General features: G+C 61.2%; 21 protein-coding genes. 14 read left to right on the forward strand and 7 right to left on the reverse strand.

The window, feature by feature from the left end; translation table 11 throughout:
• Positions 1 to 70 precede the first annotated feature (70 nt).
• A complete protein-coding gene (locus CFAEC_RS05870) occupies positions 71 to 1,054 on the forward strand; it encodes a S41 family peptidase (RefSeq protein ID WP_290279593.1) in 984 nt (327 codons plus the stop codon).
• On the opposite strand, the gene CFAEC_RS05875 is transcribed toward CFAEC_RS05870, so the two are convergent.
• On the reverse strand, positions 1,051 to 1,713 hold the full coding sequence (locus CFAEC_RS05875) for an ACT domain-containing protein (protein WP_290279594.1): 663 nt from the start codon (positions 1,711 to 1,713) through the stop codon (positions 1,051 to 1,053). The two genes, CFAEC_RS05870 and CFAEC_RS05875, sit on opposite strands and share 4 nt — an antisense overlap.
• Before the next feature lie 240 nt (positions 1,714 to 1,953).
• Between CFAEC_RS05875 and gatC the strand changes: the two genes are divergently transcribed.
• The 3 genes from gatC to CFAEC_RS05890 all read left to right on the forward strand — a co-directional run bounded on the left by gatC (position 1,954) and on the right by CFAEC_RS05890 (position 4,573).
• Positions 1,954 to 2,253, forward strand: a complete 300-nt coding sequence (gene gatC / locus CFAEC_RS05880; protein WP_290279595.1) for an Asp-tRNA(Asn)/Glu-tRNA(Gln) amidotransferase subunit GatC — start codon at positions 1,954 to 1,956, stop codon at positions 2,251 to 2,253.
• Positions 2,254 to 2,258: 5 nt separating this feature from the next.
• Positions 2,259 to 3,752: an Asp-tRNA(Asn)/Glu-tRNA(Gln) amidotransferase subunit GatA gene (gene gatA / locus CFAEC_RS05885; RefSeq protein WP_290279596.1), complete on the forward strand. Its 1,494-nt coding sequence runs from the start codon at positions 2,259 to 2,261 to the stop codon at positions 3,750 to 3,752.
• Between the two features lie 68 nt (positions 3,753 to 3,820).
• Complete coding sequence (locus CFAEC_RS05890; protein ID WP_290279597.1) at positions 3,821 to 4,573, forward strand: siderophore-interacting protein; 753 nt, start codon at positions 3,821 to 3,823, stop codon at positions 4,571 to 4,573.
• Positions 4,574 to 4,575: 2 nt separating this feature from the next.
• Here CFAEC_RS05890 and CFAEC_RS05895 read toward each other — a convergent pair whose 3' ends face one another.
• The gene (locus CFAEC_RS05895) at positions 4,576 to 4,896 is read right to left on the reverse strand and encodes a hypothetical protein (protein ID WP_290279598.1); all 321 of its coding nucleotides are present in this window, start codon (positions 4,894 to 4,896) and stop codon (positions 4,576 to 4,578) included.
• Between the two features lie 104 nt (positions 4,897 to 5,000).
• Here CFAEC_RS05895 and CFAEC_RS05900 point away from each other — a divergent pair, with 104 nt between their 5' ends.
• The 5 genes from CFAEC_RS05900 (at position 5,001) to mgrA (ending at position 10,902) form a co-directional block, all read left to right on the forward strand.
• Positions 5,001 to 6,032: a 6-phosphofructokinase gene (locus CFAEC_RS05900; protein ID WP_290279599.1), complete on the forward strand. Its 1,032-nt coding sequence runs from the start codon at positions 5,001 to 5,003 to the stop codon at positions 6,030 to 6,032.
• A 109-nt stretch (positions 6,033 to 6,141) separates the two neighbouring features.
• Positions 6,142 to 7,218 carry a LacI family DNA-binding transcriptional regulator gene (locus CFAEC_RS05905; protein ID WP_290279600.1) on the forward strand — a complete coding sequence of 359 codons (1,077 nt, stop codon included), beginning with the start codon at positions 6,142 to 6,144 and terminating at the stop codon, positions 7,216 to 7,218.
• A 70-nt stretch (positions 7,219 to 7,288) separates the two neighbouring features.
• Positions 7,289 to 7,927, forward strand: a complete 639-nt coding sequence (locus CFAEC_RS05910; RefSeq protein WP_290279601.1) for a GNAT family N-acetyltransferase — start codon at positions 7,289 to 7,291, stop codon at positions 7,925 to 7,927.
• Positions 7,928 to 8,061: 134 nt separating this feature from the next.
• Complete coding sequence (gene gatB / locus CFAEC_RS05915; protein WP_290279602.1) at positions 8,062 to 9,567, forward strand: Asp-tRNA(Asn)/Glu-tRNA(Gln) amidotransferase subunit GatB; 1,506 nt, start codon at positions 8,062 to 8,064, stop codon at positions 9,565 to 9,567.
• Between the two features lie 258 nt (positions 9,568 to 9,825).
• On the forward strand, positions 9,826 to 10,902 hold the full coding sequence (gene mgrA, locus CFAEC_RS05920) for an L-glyceraldehyde 3-phosphate reductase (RefSeq protein WP_290279603.1): 1,077 nt from the start codon (positions 9,826 to 9,828) through the stop codon (positions 10,900 to 10,902).
• 2 nt (positions 10,903 to 10,904) lie between these two features.
• Here the strand turns inward: mgrA and lysE are convergent, their stop codons facing one another.
• Entirely contained in the window at positions 10,905 to 11,591 is a 687-nt protein-coding gene (gene lysE, locus CFAEC_RS05925) for an L-lysine exporter (protein WP_290279604.1), read from the reverse strand.
• Between the two features lie 61 nt (positions 11,592 to 11,652).
• On the opposite strand from lysE, the gene CFAEC_RS05930 reads away from it, so the two are divergent.
• Positions 11,653 to 12,525, forward strand: coding sequence for a LysR family transcriptional regulator ArgP (locus CFAEC_RS05930; protein ID WP_290279605.1), 873 nt, complete (start codon positions 11,653 to 11,655; stop codon positions 12,523 to 12,525).
• Here CFAEC_RS05930 and CFAEC_RS05935 read toward each other — a convergent pair.
• A complete protein-coding gene (locus CFAEC_RS05935) occupies positions 12,522 to 13,604 on the reverse strand; it encodes a glutathione S-transferase family protein (protein WP_290279606.1) in 1,083 nt (360 codons plus the stop codon). The two genes, CFAEC_RS05930 and CFAEC_RS05935, sit on opposite strands and share 4 nt — an antisense overlap.
• A 131-nt stretch (positions 13,605 to 13,735) precedes the next feature.
• Between CFAEC_RS05935 and CFAEC_RS05940 the strand changes: the two genes are divergently transcribed.
• Positions 13,736 to 14,479, forward strand: coding sequence for an HNH endonuclease family protein (locus CFAEC_RS05940; protein WP_290279607.1), 744 nt, complete (start codon positions 13,736 to 13,738; stop codon positions 14,477 to 14,479).
• Between the two features lie 73 nt (positions 14,480 to 14,552).
• Positions 14,553 to 15,455: a DoxX family protein gene (locus CFAEC_RS05945; RefSeq protein ID WP_435384263.1), complete on the forward strand. Its 903-nt coding sequence runs from the start codon at positions 14,553 to 14,555 to the stop codon at positions 15,453 to 15,455.
• Between the two features lie 62 nt (positions 15,456 to 15,517).
• Here CFAEC_RS05945 and ilvD read toward each other — a convergent pair whose 3' ends face one another.
• From ilvD to CFAEC_RS05960, 3 genes are all read right to left on the reverse strand, one after another.
• The gene (gene ilvD / locus CFAEC_RS05950; RefSeq protein WP_290279608.1) at positions 15,518 to 17,359 is read right to left on the reverse strand and encodes a dihydroxy-acid dehydratase; all 1,842 of its coding nucleotides are present in this window, start codon (positions 17,357 to 17,359) and stop codon (positions 15,518 to 15,520) included.
• Between the two features lie 109 nt (positions 17,360 to 17,468).
• Positions 17,469 to 18,077: a PH domain-containing protein gene (locus CFAEC_RS05955; protein ID WP_290279609.1), complete on the reverse strand. Its 609-nt coding sequence runs from the start codon at positions 18,075 to 18,077 to the stop codon at positions 17,469 to 17,471.
• 41 nt (positions 18,078 to 18,118) lie between these two features.
• Positions 18,119 to 19,765: a mechanosensitive ion channel family protein gene (locus tag CFAEC_RS05960; RefSeq protein WP_290279610.1), complete on the reverse strand. Its 1,647-nt coding sequence runs from the start codon at positions 19,763 to 19,765 to the stop codon at positions 18,119 to 18,121.
• Between the two features lie 468 nt (positions 19,766 to 20,233).
• Between CFAEC_RS05960 and CFAEC_RS05965 the strand changes: the two genes are divergently transcribed.
• Together CFAEC_RS05965 and ilvN are read left to right on the forward strand one after the other, a co-directional pair.
• Positions 20,234 to 22,084: an acetolactate synthase large subunit gene (locus tag CFAEC_RS05965; protein ID WP_290279611.1), complete on the forward strand. Its 1,851-nt coding sequence runs from the start codon at positions 20,234 to 20,236 to the stop codon at positions 22,082 to 22,084.
• Between the two features lie 12 nt (positions 22,085 to 22,096).
• Positions 22,097 to 22,615 carry an acetolactate synthase small subunit gene (ilvN, locus tag CFAEC_RS05970; protein ID WP_290279612.1) on the forward strand — a complete coding sequence of 173 codons (519 nt, stop codon included), beginning with the start codon at positions 22,097 to 22,099 and terminating at the stop codon, positions 22,613 to 22,615.
• The last annotated feature ends 72 nt before the right edge of the window (positions 22,616 to 22,687 follow it).

The raw sequence follows: 22,687 nt of genomic DNA on the forward strand, positions 1-22,687 counted from the left end.
GGGGAATTAATGATCAGTTATCTCTAATGTGTCAGGGAGAAACTTTCCCTGGACAAAGGAGTGGCGTCGCATGCGCATGGTTATCCGTTGGCTGAGCGGGATCACCGCCGCACTCCTGATCGTGTTGGTGCTGCTGGTCTGGTCCTTCGGGCCAACCTGGGGCACCACGCTGCTGGGGAGGCCGATATTCATTGGAACCCCCTCCCCGGAGCGTTATGCCACGACGGTGTTTGACATCGCAGAGCGACACGGGATCCATGCCGACTCTGATCGCTTCGCGGTTATCCGGGCAGAAGCCGAGGAGGCTATCGAAGCAGCCGAATCCCTGGCGGACACATATCCCCACATCGACGCCGTTCTCCATGCAGCGGGCGGACAACACTCCACCCTGTTTGTCCCCGGTGTGGTGGACAGGGAGCGCGGCGCCGGACTTCTCCCCACAGTGGAGTCAGACGGACACGTGGTCACTGTAACCCTGCCGGCCACCGACGCCACCTGGGATGGCCGGGAGTATGTGGATGCCGTGGCCCCGGCACTGGGCGGAGCGCTGAATGCCGGCGCGTGTGGGGTGGTCGTTGATCTCCGGGGCAACACCGGCGGTGACATGGGACCGATGCTCGCGGCCGTTTCCCCGCTTCTTCCTGACGGTGATGCCCTCTGGTTCAGCACCCCGCTCTACGACACCCCGGTCACCATCACCGGCAACAGCGTCCAGGGTGGAGGCACCCCCATGGCGGCTTCTGTGGAGGAGAAATTCGAGGTTCCGGTCGCGGTTCTCACCGACAACATGACGGCCTCGTCCGGTGAGGCGACCATGCTGGCTTTCCGTGGACTGGAGAATTCCAGGTCATTCGGCACCCCGACTGCGGGATACGCAACTGCCAACATGATGTTTGAGATGCCGGATGGTGCCCGGATCCAATTGACCACCGCGCACAACAAAGCCCGCACCGGAGAAGTATTCGGCGAGAATCCCATCGAACCGGATGAACTCGCCGTCTCTGCGGAGCGGGCTGCACTGGACTGGTTGGTCCAGCAGGGATGCCACGCTTAGGAGATGATCGCTCCCACGATCAGACCCATATAACCGAGGTGCTGTACCTCACTGGCCAGGAAGTCCGGGCCCCCCGGACGGCCGATGATCAGCGCCAGGCCCGTCTTGCCCAGTGGGGCGATGGCCAGGGATGAATCCAACAGCGTCCAGCTCTCGGGGATCCAGCCCTCGTGCTCCGGGTTGAGCAGCCGGGCGGTTTCCAGCAGAACATTCTGAGGCACCGTGCCGTCATCTTCCGGTGCGGCCTGGGAGGCGGCTACGCGACGAACCGGGGGAGCGGTGTCGATGACCATGGCCCAACCGGAGGTCATGGTCCGGGGGATCACGTCCACCATCGCCTGCATCGCGGTAGACACGGTCTTCTTGCTGGCGGCCACTGCTGCCAGCATCTCGACCTGGCCGCGGCGGTCAACAGTTCCAGAGAACGGACGGATTGAATCGACGACAACACCGTCGACCTGTTCAGCAGCGGTGATGAGGGTGTCCGCCATGACGTGCTTGGGGATGGTCACCACGAAATCATCCATCACGGTGCCGTTGGGGAAGCGTTCCACCACATCCACGGATTGAATGTTGGCCTCCACCAGGCCCAGGGCCTCGGCCAGGAGGGCCAGGCTTCCGGGGGTATCGGACAACAGGACGCGGATCAGGAAAGACATCAGAGATCGCTTCCTTTTCTTTCATATAGTTCTTTTAGGGTGGCTATGGGGAAATGTTGCCTGCCCCACATTCTTCCATTTGACAGTACCACCGTACTCGAGTGCGGATGCACACCTGGACGACCTTCTGACGGGGTGGTGCAGTAAGATGAACCAGCAGTTGCGCCCGCTTTCTGTATCAGCGGGCGTGTGACACTTTTATTAACCCATTGTGACTAGCGAAGAGGAACGACAATCCAAGTGCCTGAGATTTCGCGCGACCAGGTCGCTCACCTTGCCAAACTGGCCCGGCTGGCGCTCAGCGAAGAAGAGCTGCAACAGTTCGCCGGACAGATCGATGACATCGTCGGACATGTCTCCGCCGTGCAGAATGTTGACGCTGCCGGGGTTGAGCCGATGAGCCATCCGCACAGCATCAAGACCACCATGCGTGAGGATGTTGTCAAGAAGACCCTGGACGCCGAGCAGGCACTCGATCAGGCTCCGGCCGTCGAGGACGGGCGTTTCATGGTTCCGCAGATTCTGGGTGAGGGCGACTAATTAACATGAGCAACAAATACCTGGTTGGAAGCTCAGAGAATGAGCTGACCACAAAGACCGCCGCAGAGCTGGCCGGTCTGATCCACTCCCGTGAGGTCACCTCCCGTGAGGTCACTCAGGCACACCTCGACCGCATCGCTGCGGTCGACGGTGACATCCACGCCTTCCTCCATGTGGGTGAGGAGGGCGCACTGGCCGCGGCAGACGCCGTCGATAAAGCACTCGATGCGGGAGACGCTCCCGCGTCGACCCTTGCCGGCGTCCCACTCGCATTGAAGGATGCGCTGGTCACCACAGATGCGCCGACCACCGCTGCGTCGAAGATGCTCGAGGGGTACATGAGCCCCTATGACGCCACGGTGACCCGCAAGCTGCGCGAAGCCGGCATCCCGATTCTGGGCAAGACCAACATGGATGAGTTCGCCATGGGTTCCTCCACGGAGAACTCCGCTTTCGGAGCGACCCACAACCCATGGGACCTGGAGCGCACCCCGGGTGGTTCCGGCGGTGGATCATCGGCGGCACTGGCTTCCGGTGAGGCTCCACTGGCTATCGGCACCGACACCGGTGGTTCCATCCGTCAGCCTGCGGCCCTGACCAACACCGTGGGTGTGAAGCCGACCTATGGCACCGTCTCCCGTTATGGACTCATCGCGTGTGCGTCCTCACTGGATCAGGTGGGTCCAACCGCACGTACGGTTCTGGATACCGCTCTGCTTCACGAGGTTATCGCGGGACATGACGCATTCGATGCGACCAGCGTCGACAAGCCTGTGGCGCCGGTTGTGGCCGCCGCACGGGAGGGCGCAAACGGCGACCTCCGGGGTGTCAAGGTCGGTGTGGTCAAGCAGTTCAACCGTGAGGGTTACCAGGATGGCGTGCTCGAGGCGTTCCACGCCTCTGTTGAGCAGATGCGGTCCCAGGGTGCGGAGATCGTCGAGGTTGACTGCCCGCACTTTGATGACGCGCTCGGTGCCTACTACCTGATTCTTCCTTGTGAGGTGTCCTCCAACCTCGCGCGTTTTGATGGCATGCGTTATGGCCTGCGCTCCGGTGATGACGGCACCCGTTCCGCTGATGAGGTCATGGCACTGACCCGTGCTGAGGGCTTCGGACCTGAGGTCAAGCGTCGTATCATCCTGGGTACCTATGCACTGTCCGTGGGTTATTACGATGCCTACTACCTGCAGGCACAGCGTGTGCGTACCCTGATCGCGCAGGACTTTGCCAAGGCCTATGAGCAGGTTGACGTGCTGGTTTCCCCGACCACACCGTCCACCGCGTTCAAGCTCGGCGACAAGATCACCGATCCGCTGGAGATGTACAACTTCGACCTGTGCACCCTGCCGTTGAACCTGGCGGGCCTGTCGGGCATGTCTCTGCCGTCGGGTCTGGCGTCTGATACCGGTCTTCCCACCGGTCTCCAGATCATGGCTCCGGCGTTCCAGGATGACCGTCTCTACCGCGTCGGTGCTGCGTTTGAGGCTGGCCGGCAGTAAACCCGGCCGGGACTCCTTAGTGTAGGCTTGCCTGCATAGATTAACGATATATCGTAAAAGGAGTCCCGATGGCTAAACAGCGCACCACTCGTACCGCAACGGTCACCGCCACCACGCGCATCTCACCCGACCTCATCCGGATCAGTTTCGACTGCCCGGGAATCGTCGGGGCTGAGCTGCCCTTCACTGATCACTATGTGAAGATCCTCTTTGACGACGTCACCCGCACCTACACGCTGTGCAATATCAACACCGTGGCGGGCACCTTTGACATGGATTTCGTCTCCCATGGCTCCGAGGGCCTCGCCGGCCCCTGGGCCGAGCAGGCGAGTGTCGGCGATGAGATTTCCTTCGCCGGCCCCGGCGGCAAGTGGAAGCCCGCAGCGGATTATGAGCACTTCGTTCTCGCCGGTGATGAGGCCGCAGCCCCCGCCATCGTGGAGGCGCTGAAGCGCCTGCCCGACGGCGCGACCGCCACGGCCTATCTTGAGGTCTCCTCCAATGAAGCGCTTTTCGACGTTCCAACCCCGCCGTCAGCCGAACTCGTCTGGGTCCCACGGGACGGTGCCATCCACGGCGCGCGCCTCATCGAGGCCGTGCGTGCCGGTGGATATCCAGAGAAGAAAACGTCCTGGTTCATCCACGGAGTGGCCGAAATGGTGAAGGAGACCCGTCGGTTCCTGTTCATCGACGGCAACATCGCCCGGGAGGATGCATCAATCTCCGGTTATTGGCGCCTCGGCATGACAGAGGACCAGTGGCAGAGCTCCAAGAGGGAGTTCGCCGCGGCCATGGAAGCTGAAGAGGCCGCGGCCGGATAAACCTACTGGGAGTCGGACACCGCATAAGCCACTGCGGCGGCAGCGCCTGTGGCGGTGAGAACCGCAGGCCAGGCACCGATCTTCTTGGCCAGGGGGTGGGACATTCCGAATGCCCCCACGTAGGTGCCCAACAGGGCCGCGGTGATACCGGGGCCCTTCTTCTTGTTCCAGCTGCGAGCGGCCAGGGTGCCGGCGGCCACGAGCGGGATGGTGCCCAACGGCCTGATGCCTGATTCGCGGGCGGTCAGCCAGCCTCCGATGAGTCCGGCGGCGACAACAGTGGCGGTGCTGACCTGGTCAGCGTCTTTGAGTTTCATATCCATGGGATATGAGTCTAGTGAAGTCCCGTGCCCGATGGTGTTTTATTGACACTCATTCCGGCCTGTTTGTCCGGCATCAAGCGGGGGATGGGCTTAATATGGGAGACATGCGAATTGCCACTCTCACGTCAGGCGGCGACTGCCCCGGACTCAATGCCGTCATCAGAGGAATCGTCCGAACCGCCAGTAATGAATTCGGTTCAACGGTTGTTGGTTATCAGGACGGTTGGGAGGGACTCTTAGCGGACCGCCGCACTCAGCTGTATGACGATGAGGACATCGACCGCATCCTCCTCCGCGGTGGAACCATCCTCGGCACCGGTCGACTGCATCCTGACAAGTTCAAGGCGGGTATCGACCAGATCAAGGCGAACCTGGCCGACGCCAGGATCGACGCCCTGATCCCCATCGGCGGCGAAGGAACCCTCAAGGGTGCCAAGTGGCTCGCTGACAACGGCATTCCCGTTGTTGGCGTGCCGAAGACCATCGACAATGACGTCAACGGCACCGACTTCACCTTCGGTTTCGATACTGCGGTCTCAGTGGCCACCGATGCCATCGATCGCCTGCACACCACGGCTGAATCCCACAACCGCGTGATGATCGTGGAGGTCATGGGCCGCCACGTCGGGTGGATCGCCCTACATGCAGGCATGGCCGGTGGCGCCCACTACACCGTCATCCCAGAGGTCCCCTTCGACATCTCCGAGATCTGCAAGCGCATGGAACGGCGTTTCCAGATGGGTGAGAAATACGGCATCATCGTGGTCGCCGAGGGTGCCCTACCCAAGGAAGGCACGATGGAGCTCCGTGAGGGGGAGGAAGACCAGTTCGGCCACAAGACCTTCACGGGCATCGGCCAGCAGATCGCCGATGAGGTGCACAGGCGCCTCGGCCATGATGTGCGCACCACTGTTCTCGGCCACATTCAGCGTGGCGGCACACCCACCGCCTTCGACCGCGTCCTGGCCACCCGTTATGGCGTGCGTGCAGCGCGTGCCTGCCATGAGGGTCAGTTCAACAAGGTTGTGGCACTCAAGGGCGAGGGCATTCGGATGATCACCTTTGAAGAGGCCGTGGGCACCCTCAAGGAAGTTCCGATGGAGCGTTGGGTGACCGCGCAGGCGATGTTCGGATAATCGGGATCAAAATGTGATCCTAGCTACTTGACTAGAGTGATGTGAGTCACTTAGATTCAGGTGAAAGGAACAGCAAACGATTGCATCCCGGGAAGGTGGGCAGGCCCTCATGGCATCAGCCATACCCGCCAAGAAGCGTGCCACCACGCTCAAGGACATCGCCCAGGCCACCAAGCTGTCCGTCAGCACGATTTCCCGGGCGTTATCCAATAACGCCAGCATTCCGGAGTCCACCCGGCGGAGGGTTCTGGAGGCTGCCGAGCTTCTCAATTACCGGCCCAATGCGCAGGCCCGCGCCCTGAGGAAATCTCAGACGGACACGATCGGCCTACTCGTGCCCAATATAGAAAATCCCTACTTCGCCTCACTCGCCGCCGCGGTTCAAAGGCGCGCACGCCGCGCGGGGGTGTCCACGATTCTCACCAATACCGAGGAGAATCCCGACCTGGTGAATCAGGCACTCGATGCCATGGACGATCAACGCCTGGACGGCATCGTCGTGGTGCCCCACTTCCAGAGTGCGGAGAAGGTCGCCGAACTGGCGGGCAGGGGAGTGCCCGTGGTCCTGGCCGACCGCAACCTCACCCATACGGAGCTGCCCTCGGTCACCTCTGATCCGCTGCCGGGCATGACCGCGGCGGTGGATCTTTTGACCTCTGCTGATGTCAGCCTCGGATATCTGTCCGGGCCACAGGACACCTCCACCGGCAGGGAACGGTTGACCACCTTTGAAGCTCTCTGCGTGGACAGGGGTATCACCGGGGTGTCGGTCTATTACGGCGGCTACCAGCAGGAATCCGGCTATGAAGGGGTGCGGGTACTGCTGGAACAGGGGGCCAACGCGATCATCGCCGGTGATTGCATGATGACGATTGGGGCCCTCGAGGCCATCCATGAGCGGAAGCTGAAGATCGGGGAGGATCTCCAACTCATCGGTTTTGATGACAACCCCATCTTCCGACTCCAGAACCCGCCGTTGACCATCATTGATCAAAATGTGGCCAGGATGGGGGAGGTGGCCTTTGATATCCTCCAGCGACTCATCAGAGGAGACAAGGTGCAGAACTCCGTGCGCATTCCGACCACACTCATGGTCAAGGGTTCCACATCCCGGTCGGCGAGCGCCGCCCGGGCGGCGGAGAAAAACACACGGCGGACGCGAGTGCGAAAGCAATCCACATCCTGAATATAATAGGTTTCTGGTGCGGTTATGGTGAGAATAGGACAATTTTGAATAATCGGACTATATTCATCTCATGCATTTCGCTGAAAACCCGCGTCTGGCGAACGACGCGGTGATTCTCGAACCACTGTCACATCAGTGGATGGGGGATCTCCAAGAAGCCGTCGCCTCACAAGAATTGTGGCGCCATTGGTTCGTCGCTCTACCAACACCTGAAGGAATGGCCGAAGAAATCGACCGCCGCATAGCCGAACACCGTGATGGATTGTGCGCCCCCTGGGCAATCGTTTCCGCCGCGACCGGTCGTGCGGTGGGAATGACGTCCTTCCACACCTTTGACCAGCCCAATAAACGCATGGAGATTGGCCGCACATGGATGGCGGCCCATGTCCATGGCACCGGAATCAACGCATCAACCAAGTACCTGCAGCTGCAGCGCGCCTTCGAGGGACTGGGTGTCAACGCAGTGGAGTTCAGGACCAACTGGCACAACCACCGTTCCCGAGCCGCGATCGAACGTCTCGGCGCCAAGCAGGACGGGGTGCTGCGCAAGCACCGCATCCATCCTGACGGCACAATCCGTGACACGGTCATCTACTCCATCACCAATGATGAGTGGCCAGCCGTGAAGCTGACCCTCCTGGAACGCCTGCACCGTCGTCTGCAGGTGCCCACCATGCCGAGCGAAACTGCGTTCTTCGAAACTGGTTAAGCCGGATCCCACTGTCCATCTCTCATCCGGATATTCTCAGCCAGCCCATACTGGCCGTGGATATCCGGATTTCGTTTTCCCCCTGCCCACCCAATGCCTACTTCATGGTCGTGGGAGGGCTAGAATGTTGACTCATGACTGCAGCCTTTTATGATCTGATGGACTTTGATGAGGTCCTGGAGAAGTATGACCCCGTCATGGGCCTTGAGGTCCACGTCGAACTCGGCACCGAAACCAAGATGTTCTCGGCGTCCTCCGCACACTTCGGCGCTGCTCCGAACAGCAACGTTGATCCTGTCTCCCTTGGTCTTCCCGGAGCTCTTCCGGTTGTGAACGCCAAGGGTGTGGAATGGGCCATCAAGATTGGCCTGGCGCTGAACTGTAGCATCGCCGAGTCCTCCCGGTTTGCCCGGAAGAACTACTTCTACCCGGATCAGCCGAAGAACTACCAGATTTCCCAGTATGACGAGCCAATCGCCTACGAGGGTTACCTGGATGTCCAGCTGGAGGACGGCACTGAGTGGCGTGTTGAGATCGAGCGTTCCCACATGGAGGAGGACACTGGAAAGCTGACCCACCTGGGTGGTACCTCCGGCCGTATCCATGGCGCAACCGCATCCCTGGTGGACTGCAACCGTGCAGGCGTGCCGCTGATTGAGATCGTCACCAAGCCGATCGAGGGTGCGGGTGCTCGTGCCCCGGAGATCGCCAAGGCGTATGTCTCTGCAATCCGCGATCTGGTCAAGGCCCTCGGTGTCTCTGATGGTCGTCTGGATCAGGGTTCCATGCGTGTGGATGCCAACCTCTCCCTGCGTCCCATCGGCCAGGAGGAGTTCGGTACCCGTACCGAGACCAAGAACATCAACTCCCTGAAGTCTGTGGAGCAGGCCATCACCTTCGAGATGCAGCGTCAGGCCCTGGTGCTTGATAACGGCGGCACCATCGATCAGGAGACCCGTCACTACCAGGAATCCGATGGCTCCACCTCCAAGGGACGCCCGAAGGAGACCGCAGAGGATTACCGCTACTTCAACGATCCGGATCTCCCTCCGGTCATCGCGCCGGCGGAGTGGGTTGAAGAGATCCGTGCCACGCTGCCAGAGCTGCCATGGGTTCGCCGTGCGCGCATCCAGGAGGAGTGGAAGCTGTCGGACGCCGAGATGCGTGACCTCATCAACGCCAATGCGCTCGACTTGATTATCGAGACCGTGGAAGCCGGCACCACCCCTGATGAGGCCCGTGCCTGGTGGGTGTCCTATCTCTCACAGAAGGCCAATGAATCGGGAACTGACCTGGATGCCCTTCCGGTCACCTCGGCTCATGTCGCCCGCGTTGTTGCGCTGATCAAGGAAGGCAAGCTGACTAACAAGCTCGGCCGCCAGGCCATCGACGGTGTTCTCGCCGGCGAGGGTGATGTGGATGCAGTGGTTGCGGCTCGTGGTCTGGAGGTGGTCCGTGATGACGGCGCCATCGAGACTGCCGTGGATGAAGCTCTGGCTGCCAACCCGGACATCGTGGAGAAGTACCGCGCAGGCAACACCAAGGTCACCGGCGCCATTGTCGGTGCCGTTATGAAGGCCACCCGCGGCAAGGCTGATCCTGCACAGGTGAACAAGCTGATCGCGGAGAAGCTTGCTTAAAAAAAGCAGGTTCCGGCGTTCCTTAGCCGGATAGTAGAGGAGGCTCCCCAATGTGGGGAGCTTTCTTTTTTAAACAATTACCCCGTAATTAAATCGCGGGCGTGCTCACCAACGGGGTCCCAGGTGCCCAAGGCCTTCAACATCACTTTCACTGGCGAGGATGATGCCGCGGAGAGAGATCTCCAGAACCGGTGGTTTCGGCCTGGTTGAGTAGGTTCCCGCAACGTTGTTCCATCTTTTAGGCCACAATGGATGGGTATGACCTATGTACCAGCATCAACGCGTTATGCCGACATGGAGTACCGCACCGTCGGTCACTCCGGACTGAAGCTCCCGGCCATCTCCCTCGGCCTGTGGCACAACTTTGGCAATGACAGGCCCCTGGAGACTCAGCGTGAGATCGTCCGTCGGGCATTCGACAGGGGAGTGACCCATTTCGATCTGGCCAACAACTACGGCCCACCGGCAGGTTCTGCAGAGAGCAACTTCGGTCGCATCCTGCAGGAGGATTTCCGGAACCACCGCGATGAGATGATCATCTCGTCCAAGGCCGGCTGGGATATGTGGGAGGGCCCTTATGGTTTCGGTGGGTCACGCAAATATCTGGTCAGTTCCCTGGACCAGTCCCTCCGGCGCCTGGGAGTGGATTATGTGGACATTTTCTACCATCACCGCCCCGATCCGGAGACACCGTTGGAGGAGACCCTCTACGCCCTGCGTGACATCGTCAGCTCGGGCAAGGCATTGTATGTGGGTATTTCTTCCTATGGTGCTGACCTGACCGCCGAAGCGGCGGAATTCATGGCGGAGGAGGGGTGCCCGCTGCTCATCCACCAGCCGAGCTACTCCCTGGTCAATCGCTGGGTTGAGGAACCGGGTGATGAAGGCGAATCGCTTCTGGCCTCTGCCGCGGACAACGGCCTGGGTGTCATCGCTTTCTCGCCCCTGGCGCAGGGCCTGCTCACTGACCGCTACCTGGATGGTGTCCCGGAAGGTTCCAGGGCGACCCAGGGGAAGTCCCTGTCTGAGGGCATGTTGTCTGAGGACAATATCGACATGGTTCGTCGCCTCAACGACATCGCCCAGGAACGCGGCCAGTCATTGGCGCAGATGGCGATCGCCTGGGTGCTCCGCACGCAGGGCGAATACGGGGTGGAAACAGTGACCTCTGCGCTCATCGGTGCCTCCAGCGTGGAGCAGTTGGACACCAATCTGGATTCCCTGCAGAATCTGGAGTTCACCGCCGCGGAGCTGAAGGCCATCGATGAGATCGCCCATGACGCGGGAGTGAATATCTGGGCCAAGGCCACGGAATCCAAGGGTTCATCCCGGTAGGGTCAGCCCATCAGGATGAGTTTGATGGCCAGCCCGGTGAGGATCACGGCGACACCCACGTTGATCCACCGCCATACCTTCGGGCTGGATAGGGGGCGGGACAGTGCAGCCGCCCCGTATCCCACGAGCGGGAACCAGACCAGGCTGGCCGCGAAGGCGCCCGCGGCGAAGATCCACCGTCCCGTCTCGCCGTACTGTGCGCCCACGCCCCCGATGAACACGAACGCGTCCAGGTAGGCGTTGGGGTTGAGCCAGGTGAGCACGATGGCCATGAGCATCGGCCTGACCCAGGACTTCTGCTTGACGACGCTCCGGGTGCGTTCTTGCGTCGCAACGCCGCCACCCCGGGTGGCTGGGCGCGCAACGGGGTCGGATTCGTCGACAAAGGTGACCTCGGCGCGTGCGTGCAGCGCATCGCGCGCCGCCATGACCGCGAACCAGAGCAGATAGGCGATGCCGCACCAGCGCAGGATGTCGAGGATGATCGGGGCGGTCTCGGAAATCAGACCGACCCCCACGGTGCCGAGAGTGAACAGTGCCACGTCAGAGAGCAGGCACACGATGATCACCACGGTGATGCCTTCGCGTTTGATGCCCTGTTTAATCACCAACACATTCTGCGGGCCGATGGCCAGAAGCAGGCTGGCCCCCAATAACAAACCGGTGACGAAGATTTCCATAACCTGCATGCTCGCGCATAAAATAGATTAAGTAAAATGATGGGATCTGAACATGGTTTAGTATTGCTTCATGAACCCTGCGCACCTGGACACCCTCCTGTCCATCATCGATGAGGGCAGTTTCGAAAACGCCTCCCTCGCCCTGTCCATCTCACCGTCAGCTGTGAGCCAACGGATCAAGGCTCTGGAGAAATCCGTGGGTCGCGTTCTGGTATCCCGCACCCAGCCGGCCGTGGCCACCGAGGCGGGGGAGGTGCTCGTGCAGGCCGCCCGCAAGATGGCCCTGCTTCAGGCGGAAACCCGGGAACAGTTGGCGGAGCGTCTCGATGAGATCCCCCTGACCATCGCCATCAACGCGGATTCCCTGTCCACCTGGTTCCCGCCGGTGTTCGCACAGGTGGCCACCTGGGGCGGCGCGACACTGCGTTTGAGGCTTGAAGATGAGGCGCACACCCTGTCGTTGCTTCGTCGGGGTGATGTGCTGGGCGCAGTGACCAGGGAGGGCGAGTCCGTCGCCGGTTGTGAGGTGGTGGGGCTCGGATCGATGAGACATCTGCCCGTCGGCACGCCAGCGCTTCGGGACCGGTACCTGGTGGATGGGCGGCTCGACTGGGAGCAGATGCCGGTACTCCGATTCGGGCCCAAGGATGTTCTGCAGGATCGGGATCTGGAGGGGCGCGTGGATGGCCCGCGCGCTCGACGACGCACCTCGATCGTTCCCTCCGCCGAGGGCTTCGGTGAAGCGGTGCGCCTGGGCCTGGGCTGGGGACTGCTGCCTGAGGCGCAGGCCGCGCCCATGTTGGCGACAGGCGAGGTTGTGCAGCTGGATGATCAGGTGGTGGACACCCCACTGTACTGGCAACGCTGGCGCCTGGAGTCAAGGATGCTCGCCAGACTCACAGACGCCGTGGTGGATGCAGCCCGGGCGGGGCTGAGGGTTTAGGCCTGGAAAGCTTCCGGGTTCTTGACCTCTTCGCCGGCGGGCATCGCGGTGGGCAGAGTGACACCCTCGGCAAAGGGGGAGCCGCCAAGTGCCTCGCGGCCGTGCTCCGACATCAGGCCGGACAGATCCGGACCCACCGGGACGATCCTGGTGGGATTGATCTCTGCATGGGTGATGAAATAGTGATCCTTGATCTCGGAGAAATCGGTGGTGTCGCCGAAGCCCGGTGTCTGGAACAAGTCACGGAGATAACCCCAGAGATTGGGCATCTCGGTGATCTTGTTCCGGGAGCACTTGAAGTGGCTGTAATAGACGGCGTCAAAGCGCACCAGGGTGGGGTAGAGGCGGATGTCCGCCTCGGTAATGTGATCACCCATGAGATAACGGCGGGTGGACAGACGTTCCTCCAGCCAGTCCAGGGCCGTCCAGAGGCGGTCATAGGCCTCATCGTGGGCCTCCTGGGAACCGGCGAAACCGGTGCGGTACACGCCGTTGTTCACCTCGGTGAAGATGCGTTTCATCACCGGCTCCATCTCTTCACGCAGGTCGGCGGGGTAGAGCTCCGGTGCGCCCTCGCGGTGGAACTTCTTCCACTCCAGGTTGAAGTCGATGGTGATCGAGGGATAGTCATTGGTCACCACCTTGCGGCTGGATTCCTCCACGATCGCCGGGACGGTGATGCCGCGGGGATAGTCCGGGAAGCGGTTGAAGTAGGCATCCTGCAGCCGTGGCATCTGCAGGACAGGATCCACCTTGCCGGGATCCAGGTCGAAGGTCCAGGAGCGGACATCATGTGTCGGGCCGGTGAGCCCGAGGGAGATGACGTTCTCCAGTCCGAGCAGGCGGCGGGTGATCACGGTGCGGTGTGCCCAGGGGCAGGCGCGCGCGGCGACCAGGCGGTAGCGACCGGCCTCGACGGGCCAGTGGAAGGAATCATCATCCTGCGCCACGGGTTCGGATCCCTCCGGTACCGAGGCCACGATGCGGTCGGTGATGTAGTTGGTGTCGCGGACGAATTCTCCGTCCGGTGAGGCGTTCTGTGGTGCGCCGGTCCAGTCGTCATTGTTTGTGGTGCTCATGTGTGATCTCCTCGGTAGATATATGTGATATGTCAACAAGATTAGCGGAAATGTCCAATCCGTGCCAGCTGAACATATATTCGAACCCTCATAACCGGGGTGTCGAGACTGGTTGATAATGTTCATTCATCATGGCTAAACGTACGTCTATCTCCAATAACCCACGGAAACGCAACAATATCAAGGGTAGGGCGGTTGCCTCCGGGGCGCTCACCACGCTCGTGGGACTGGTGGTTGCCATTGCCTATTTCCTCATCGATGTCCCTGAGGAACCCTCCCGGGGTCCCGGGGTGGCGGTCAGCGCCTCCGACCGTGAGGCGCTGGAGGGCTTGGACATCAGGGGTCGCGCCCCCATGACAGGCTATGACCGCGACCTCTTCGGCGCAGCCTGGGCCGATGATGTGAGTGTGGAGTTCGGCCACAATGGTTGCGACACCCGCAATGACATCCTGCGTCGTGACCTCACTGATCTCCAGATCCGCCCGGGCACCCGGGACTGCCTGGTGGAGAAGGGCACACTTCAGGATCCGTTCTCCGCAGAGACGATCAACTTCGTGCGTGGCCAGACCACCTCATCCCTGGTTCAGATCGATCACCTGGTTCCCCTCGCTGATGCCTGGCAGAAAGGCGCACAGCAGTGGGATGAACAGACCCGGAAGAACTTTGCCAATGACCCGGATAACCTCCTGGCTGTCAAAGGCACGCTGAACAGCCAGAAGGGTGCCAGCGACGCAGCCACCTGGCTGCCCCCGAACCAGGCCTTCCGGTGTGAGTACGCCAAATCCATCATCACGGTGAAGGATCGGTACGGCATCTGGGTGACGCAGGCGGAATCCGATGCCCTGGCGGTCCAGCTGGATACCTGCACCAGATAACAGCTCGATCACCATCCCGGGCACGCCGTGGTTCTTTACAGCTGTTGCGGGAAAGTTCGCATATTCTGGCACCATGACTGATAAATCGCGTAACACCGACCCCAAGTCTGACCCGATTGGCACACCTGCCGAAACCACTGCTTTCCCGGTGGGCCGGAAACCGGGCGACAACACCCGACCGGTTGATTCAGCGGATATGGTTGATCTCGGCGAGGACTCGGTCGTACCCACCTACACCGGACCATCAGACACCACCTCCTTCAACCGGAGGGGAGACCACCTCGCGTCAGATGCCCCCACCACCGTTACCCCACAACCAACGCGCCAGCTGGATCGTGAGCCGGAATATGTGGACTACGGTGACACTGATTTCGCCGCCACCCCGGTTGCGGTGCCCGTGGGTGAACCGGTCATTGCGGAGCAGACAGCCGTGGTGGCGGATACCCGCCGTGGCACCCTGGATTTCGGCCTGCTCATCATCCGCGCCGCCATCGGCATCTACCTGATCATCCGCGGTGTGTTCACCTTCTTCACCCTCGGTGGATCCCAGGGGCTGGCCGGCCTGGAGGCGGAGTTCGCCGGTTACCAGTGGCCTGAGGTGCTGGCTATTCTGCTGCCATCGCTGGAGCTGGCCGCCGGTGTGTTCCTACTGCTGGGTCTGATGACCCCGGTGGCGGCGGCGGTGGCCACGGTGGCCACGTCCTTCACCGCGCTGCACCAGATCAATGTGCATGAAGGCGGGTGGGGCGAACTCAGCGAGGCGGTGGTGCTCGCGATCATCCTCACCCTCGTGGTGATCGGACTGCAGTTCACCGGGCCGGGCAGGATCTCCCTGGATGCCGGCCGCGGTTGGGCACGACGCCCACTGGTGTCCTCCTGGATCTTCGTGATCATCGGCATCGCCCTGGCCGTGGTCCTGTGGTGGTTCGGAGCTGGTGTCAATCCGGTTGGTCCCGGCACTCTGATCCAGCCCTGACGGCAATAAAAACAACTCCCGCTGTGTGTCGCACAGCGGGAGTTGTTTTTATTATCTAGCTTTTAGTCCACCTGGCGGATGGCACCCTTATCTGCGGAGGTGGCCATCTTGGCGTAGGCACGCAGAGCCTTGGACACCACACGCTGACGGTTCTTCGGCTGCCACGGCTTATCGGATGCGTTCTCGGCGGCGCGTCGGCGCTCGATCTCATCATCCGGGATACCCAGATCCAGGACACGGTTGTGGATATCGATGGTGATGATATCCCCATCCTCGATCAGACCGATGACACCGCCATGGGCAGCCTCGGGGGAGACGTGGCCGATGGACAGTCCGGAGGAACCACCGGAGAAACGGCCGTCAGTGATCAGCGCACACTTCTTGCCCAGACCGGAACCCTTGAGGAACGCAGTTGGGTGCAGCATCTCCTGCATACCCGGGCCACCGGATGGACCCTCATAACGGACCACCAACACCTCACCGGCCTGGATGGTCTTGTTGAGGATGACGGAGACCGCCTCCTCCTGGCTCTCCACGACGCGGGCCGGGCCGGTGAATGTCCACAGCTCCTCATCGATGCCGGCAGACTTGATCACAGCACCGTCCGGGGCGATATTGCCACGGAGCACCACCAGACCACCGTCAGCGGTGTGGGCATGCTCAACGCTGTGGATGCAGCCGTTCTCAGCATCGGTGTCCAGGGTGTCCCACCGGTTGTTGGTGGAGAAGGCCTCAGTGGTGCGGATGCCACCGGGTGCGGCGTGGAAGAGATCAACAGCCTTCTCAGAAGCCTTGCCTGAGCGGATATCCCACTCGTCGAGCCAGGACTGAAGATCATCTGAGAACACGGAATGGACATCCTTGTTCAGCAGTCCACCGCGGTTGAGTTCACCGAGGATGGCGGGGATGCCACCGGCGCGGTGGACATCTTCCATGTGGTAATCCGAGTTCGGTGCCACCTTGGACAGGCAGGGGACACGCTTGGACAGGACGTCGATATCCGTCAGGTCGAAGTCGATCTCACCTTCCTGGGCAGCTGCCAGGATGTGGAGAATGGTGTTGGTGGAACCACCCATCGCCATGTCCAGTGCCATGGCATTTTCAAAGGCCTTCTTGTTGGCGATGGAACGCGGCAGCGCGGACTCATCCTCCTCGCCGTAATAACGCTCACAGAGCTTGACCACGGCTTCACCGGCCTCCTCGAAGAGGGCACGACGTGCGGCGTGGGTGGCCAGGGTGGAGCCATTGCCCGGCAGTGACAGGCCGAGGGCCTCGGTCAGGCAGTTCATGGAGTTGGCGGTGAACATGCCGGAGCAGGAACCACAGGTCGGGCAGGCGGACTGTTCCACAGCCAGCAGGCCGGCGTCATCCACATCATCACTGGCGGATGCGGAGATCGCGGTGATGAGATCGGTGGGGGCGTGGGCGACACCATCAACAACCACGGCCTTGCCTGCCTCCATCGGGCCACCGGAGACGAACACGACGGGGATATTCAGACGCATCGCCGCGTTGAGCATGCCCGGGGTGATCTTGTCACAGTTGGAGATGCACACCATGGCATCGGCGGTGTGGGCATTGACCATGTATTCCACGGAATCAGCAATGATCTCGCGGGACGGCAGGGAGTACAGCATGCCGCCGTGTCCCATGGCGATACCGTCATCGACCGCGATGGTGTTGAACTCCTTGGGCACGCCACCGGCCTTGCGCACCGCACCCGCGACGATGTCCCCGACATCCTTCAGGTGGACATGGCCCGGCACGAACTGGGTGTAGGAGTTGACGATGGCCACGATGGGCTTACCGAATTCATTCTCCTTGGTGCCGGTTGCACGCCACAGGGCGCGGGCTCCGGCTGCATTGCGGCCGACGGTGGTGACTTTTGAACGAAGAGGAATCATGATGCGCTTTTCAGGTCAATTCATAAAGAGTGGCGGAAAAATACATGGATCCGGGTGGTGGGCTGTTCTCTGGTTCGATGCCCACCGCCCGAAGGCAGAAATTTGAGATTTACGCTTGTGGCGTTGGCTTCTCATCAGAGGTGTCGATCGGAGTGTTGTCATCATCCAATTCGATCTGAATGTCACGGCCCAGCGCTTCCTGCCGGGCAATATACTCCTCCTTGGTCAGGACCACGGAATAACCGTCCTCCTGGACCACCACGATCTTGCCGTCCATCGCGGCACGTCCCTCGGTGAGGGCATCCGGGATGCGGCCATAGGACCCCTGCTGGAGGCGGGGGAGGGAGTTGAAGGTCACGCCCGGGAGGGTGAATTCCTGACCATCGGTGGTGCGGGCGAAGGTGCGCGCTCCCTTGAATCCGATGCCGGAGAAATCATCCCAGGAGATCTTCTTATTGCCACGGAAGGCGTAGCGGATGTTGATGCCGCTTTCGTCCACCACGGTGGCGGATTTGAGCACCCACCAGATGAGGAGGACGGGCAGGGCCAGAATCCACCACAGGTACTGCGGTGCTGCGCCGATGGTGAGAAGTGAGATCAGTCCGAGGACCACGGCGCTGAGGAGGTGTGTGCGTTCAGGGTGGAAGGTTTCAGAAAGTTCCGCCTGGCCAACACTGTCCGGGGCCGTGGTCTGGTTGTTTTTCGCGTCTGAACTCATATTTCACATAGTAGTAAAGGTTGTGGACATGTCCGTAATCACTACCCTGCGGGGGCCGGTTGCTCCTCCACGGTGACGGCTGGCTCAGTTGGTGTCAGGGGTGCAGTCGGAGTGGTTGCTGGAGTCGTTGCCGGGTTGTTGGGTGTGGTGGTGGTCGGCGCATCGGTCGCAGTGGTGCCGGCGGTGGTGGTGGGGGAGTCCTGGTCAGTGGGGGCAGGTTCGGTGGTCACCGTCGGTTCAGTCGTGGGGGCCAGGGGTTCGGAGGACAGCAGAGGTTCCTCTGAGATCACAGGTTCGGGGCTGGGTTCCACAGGTTCTTCGACAGGCGTGGTGATGACCTCATTGTTGGAGGTGTTCCATTCTTCCCAACCCTCTGCAGGTTCGACGGTGAAGACCTTGGCCACCAGGAGCAGAAGCAGGGCCAGGATCAACCCGCCGGTGCTCATGCGGGTGCGCCCACCCAGGGAGAAAGCCTTCTGCCACCACTTCTTGTGTGCATCGGCACGGAACAGGCCGATGTGGTCATCATCCTCATCCTTTGCGGTCACAGACATGACCCTGGTCTCGTCGGTCTGGTCCTCCTTGGGCGGGACAGACATGGACACATCGGGGCGGTTCGGATGGGTGCCCTCCGGGGTGGGGCGAACTTCCCCATCAGCGGTGATTTCGGCGGTTTCGGCGGAGGGGAGTTCGGAGGGGGTGGGTGTGTCGTCGTCAAGCTCTCTGCTCGGAAGAGCATCAACCGGCACGTCAAAGACGGGCTTGCGGGAGTAGGACTTCGTCGGGATGTCCACCGGATGATCATCCACCGCGAGCTTGTCCACGAGCGCACCGGAGACGGTGGTGGCGGAACCGTATTCGTTCCAGAATTCATCGATGATCTGCGTGCGCACGGCACGTTCCACCAGCCACTGGTTGCCGGCGGTCACCTGAACCATGAAGCGCATCGTCACCAGCCACGGCATACCCACCACGGTGGGAGGCTGGATATCCACGGCCGGGTGCACGTCCAGTTCACCGATGACCACGGCGGCCACATCATCTTCCTTGAGGGCGCGGCGGGTGGCGTTCTCGGAACGGGCGATCACATCATTGATATCCTCGGAGCCGAGCATGGGGACGGGAATGGCCACCACGGCGCGTGACCATTCCTTGGAGTTGTTGATGCAGACCTTCGCCGCGGAGTTCGGGATGATGATCGTCTGATGTGAGATGGTGCGGATGGTGGTGGCGCGCATCGTCACCTCGACGACGGTGCCCTCCACCTCGACACCGCCGCCCTCGAAACGGACCCAGTCACCCACACCGAACTGTTTCTCAGTGAGGATGAAAAAGCCCGCCAGGAAGTCAGCGATGATGGATTGCGCACCGAAACCAACCGCGGCGGAGGCCACGGTCGCGGGGATCGCAGCGCCGGCCAGTGAGAAGCCGAGCTGTTGGAGGAAGGCCACGATCAGGATGAAGAAGGCGACGATCTGGACGATGTACAGGCCCACACCGGCGAACGCCAGCTTGTTCTTCCCCGATTCCTCATCGGTGTCATCCTCAATGCGATGGCGCACGATCCGCATGATCAGCCTGCCGAGGCGCGGGATCAGCATTCCGATGATGACGATGATGATCAGGTTGATTCCCGTGTTCAGGAACCACGACCACAGGGACGCAAGGATATAGCTCAAGGGCAGCATGGAAGATAGGGTAACCCCGATTTCTGTGGGTTCGCTGGCGGGGAAATGTCCACGCGCTTATCGACGGCCACCCCGGGCCCTCTGGTTACGCCCGCCCGCGGCGGTCCCGGTTGTTTGTTTGGGGAGGTGAGAGGGGGAGTGGTGGGGGTGGTCCCCTGAAGAGGGGACAACTGGCACAAAACTCCGGGGTGTGTGTAGCATTACACACCATGACCATTATTCGACTTGTACTAGTAGCTGCGCGGCGCGTGCCGTAACGGCCTTTTACAAGTCGTCTCGTCAAGCGCCCTCGACAGCACTCACCACAGTGCTGAATCGAGGGCTTTCTTGTTGGTAGCCACCTTATGCCACCGACATTGCACGGACATCTGTCGCACCGCGTGAACACGCACCCGCGTCGGAACAATTCAATAATGACCCCATCGTGGGGTCATCAGAAATCCTTCTACGAAAAGGAGCCAGAAAGTCGTGAACGTGGCAGCTTCTCAACAGCCCACTCCAGCCACGGTTGCCAGCCGTGCACGCTCCGGTGCCCCGGAGCGGATGACAGGCGCGCAGGCAATTGTTCGATCGCTTGAGGAATTGAATGCCGATATTGTATTCGGCATTCCGGGTGGTGCGGTTCTTCCCGTATATGACCCGCTGTATTCCTCTGAAAAGGTTCGTCACGTGCTTGTGCGCCACGAGCAGGGCGCAGGCCACGCAGCAACCGGTTATGCACAGGTCACCGGCCGCGTCGGTGTCTGTATCGCCACCTCCGGCCCCGGTGCGACCAACCTGGTCACCCCGATCGCCGATGCTCACCTGGACTCAGTCCCCCTGGTCGCCATCACCGGCCAGGTCGGACGCAGCCTCCTGGGCACCGACGCCTTCCAGGAAGCCGACATCCGCGGCATCACCATGCCGGTGACCAAGCACAACTTCATGGTCACTGAACCTGAGGATATTCCCCAGGCTCTGGCCGAGGCATTCCACCTCGCCCTCACCGGTCGCCCGGGACCTGTTCTGGTGGACATCCCCAAGGACGTCCAGAATGCAGAACTGGACTTCATCTGGCCACCGAAGATCGACCTGCCGGGGTACCGCCCCGTGTCGGTTCCGCACGCCCGCCAGATCGAGCAGGCCGTCAAGCTGATCGGTGAAGCACAAAAGCCTGTCCTTTATATTGGTGGCGGCGTGATCAAGGCAGATGCCCACAAGGAACTGCTGGAGTTCGCCGAGTACACCGGAATCCCCGTTGTCACCACCCTCATGGCGCTGGGAACATTCCCTGAGTCCCACGAGCTCCACTTCGGTATGCCAGGCATGCACGGCACCGTCGCCGCGGTGGGTGCACTCCAGCGCAGTGACCTGCTCATCACCATCGGCGCGCGTTTCGACGACCGCGTCACCGGTGATGTGGACAGCTTCGCACCGGATGCCAAGATCATCCATGCTGATATCGACCCGGCTGAGATCGGCAAGATCAAGCAGGTTGACGTTCCCATCGTGGGTGATGCCCGTGAGGTGCTCAGCCAGCTCCTGACCTCCGTCCGCAACAAGACCAACGCCACCGGTGACATCACCGCATGGGTGAACTACCTGCGTGACCTGCGCGAGCGTTTCCCACGCGGATACGACGAGCAGCCCGACGGTGCCCTGTCCCCACAGTTTGTCATCGAGACACTGTCCAAGGAAGCCGGACCGGACGCGATCTACTGCGCCGGTGTGGGCCAGCACCAGATGTGGGCCGCACAGTTCGTGGACTTTGAGAAGCCACGCACCTGGCTCAACTCCGGTGGTCTGGGCACCATGGGTTATGCCGTTCCGGCAGCCCTCGGCGCCAAGGCCGGAGCTCCTGAAAAGGAGGTCTGGGCGATTGACGGTGACGGTTGTTTCCAGATGACCAACCAGGAACTGACCACCTCCGCGGTGGAGGGCTTCCCCATCAAGGTCGCCCTGATCAACAACGGCAACCTGGGCATGGTGCGTCAGTGGCAGACCCTCTTCTACGAAGGCCGCTACTCTAACACCAAGCTGCGCGAGCAGGGCTCCTATGTGCCTGACTTCGTCAAGCTGTCCGAAGGACTCGGCTGTGTGGCCATCCGCGTCACCAAGGCTGAAGAGGTACTCCCGGCGATCCAGAAGGCACGCGAGATCAACGACCGCCCCGTGGTCATTGACTTCATCGTGGGCGAGGACGCCCAGGTGTGGCCGATGGTGTCCGCAGGTTCCTCGAACACGGATATTCAGTACGCCATCGGCCTGCGCCCGCTCTTCGACGATGAAGAGTCCGCAGCCGAGGATCCAGCAGACATCGACGCAGTAACCGAACGATAAGGAGAGATGACGATGGCCACCACCGATATCACCCGCCACACCCTGTCCGTTCTGGTCCAGGACGTCGACGGTATCATTTCACGTGTCTCGGGTATGTTCACCCGACGCGCATTCAGTCTTGTCTCCCTGGTATCAGCCAAGACTGAGACCACCGGCATCAACCGCATCACGGTTGTTGTCGACGCCGACGAGCTCAACATCGAGCAGATCACCAAGCAGCTGAACAAGCTGATCCCGGTGCTCAAGGTCGTGCGACTTGAAGAGGAAACCACCATCGCCCGCGCCATCATGCTGGTGAAGGTGTCCGCGGACAGCACCAACCGTCCGCAGATCGTCGATGCCGCGAACATCTTCCGCGCCCGCGTCGTCGATGTTGCTCCTGACTCCGTGGTCATTGAGGCCACCGGTACACCAGGCAAGCTCCGTGCCCTGCTCGACGTCCTGGAGCCCTTCGGCATCCGCGAACTGATCGAGTCCGGTCAGATCGCCCTCAACCGTGGTCCCAAGACCATGGCTCCGGCAAAGCTTTAAATTCCTTCCCCTCAAACACTCCTCAACGTTGTGCCACAAACGCATGGGATGGACCAACAAGAGTCCATCCTA

Source organism: Corynebacterium faecale, from assembly GCF_030408735.1.
GTDB lineage: Bacteria > Actinomycetota > Actinomycetes > Mycobacteriales > Mycobacteriaceae > Corynebacterium > Corynebacterium faecale.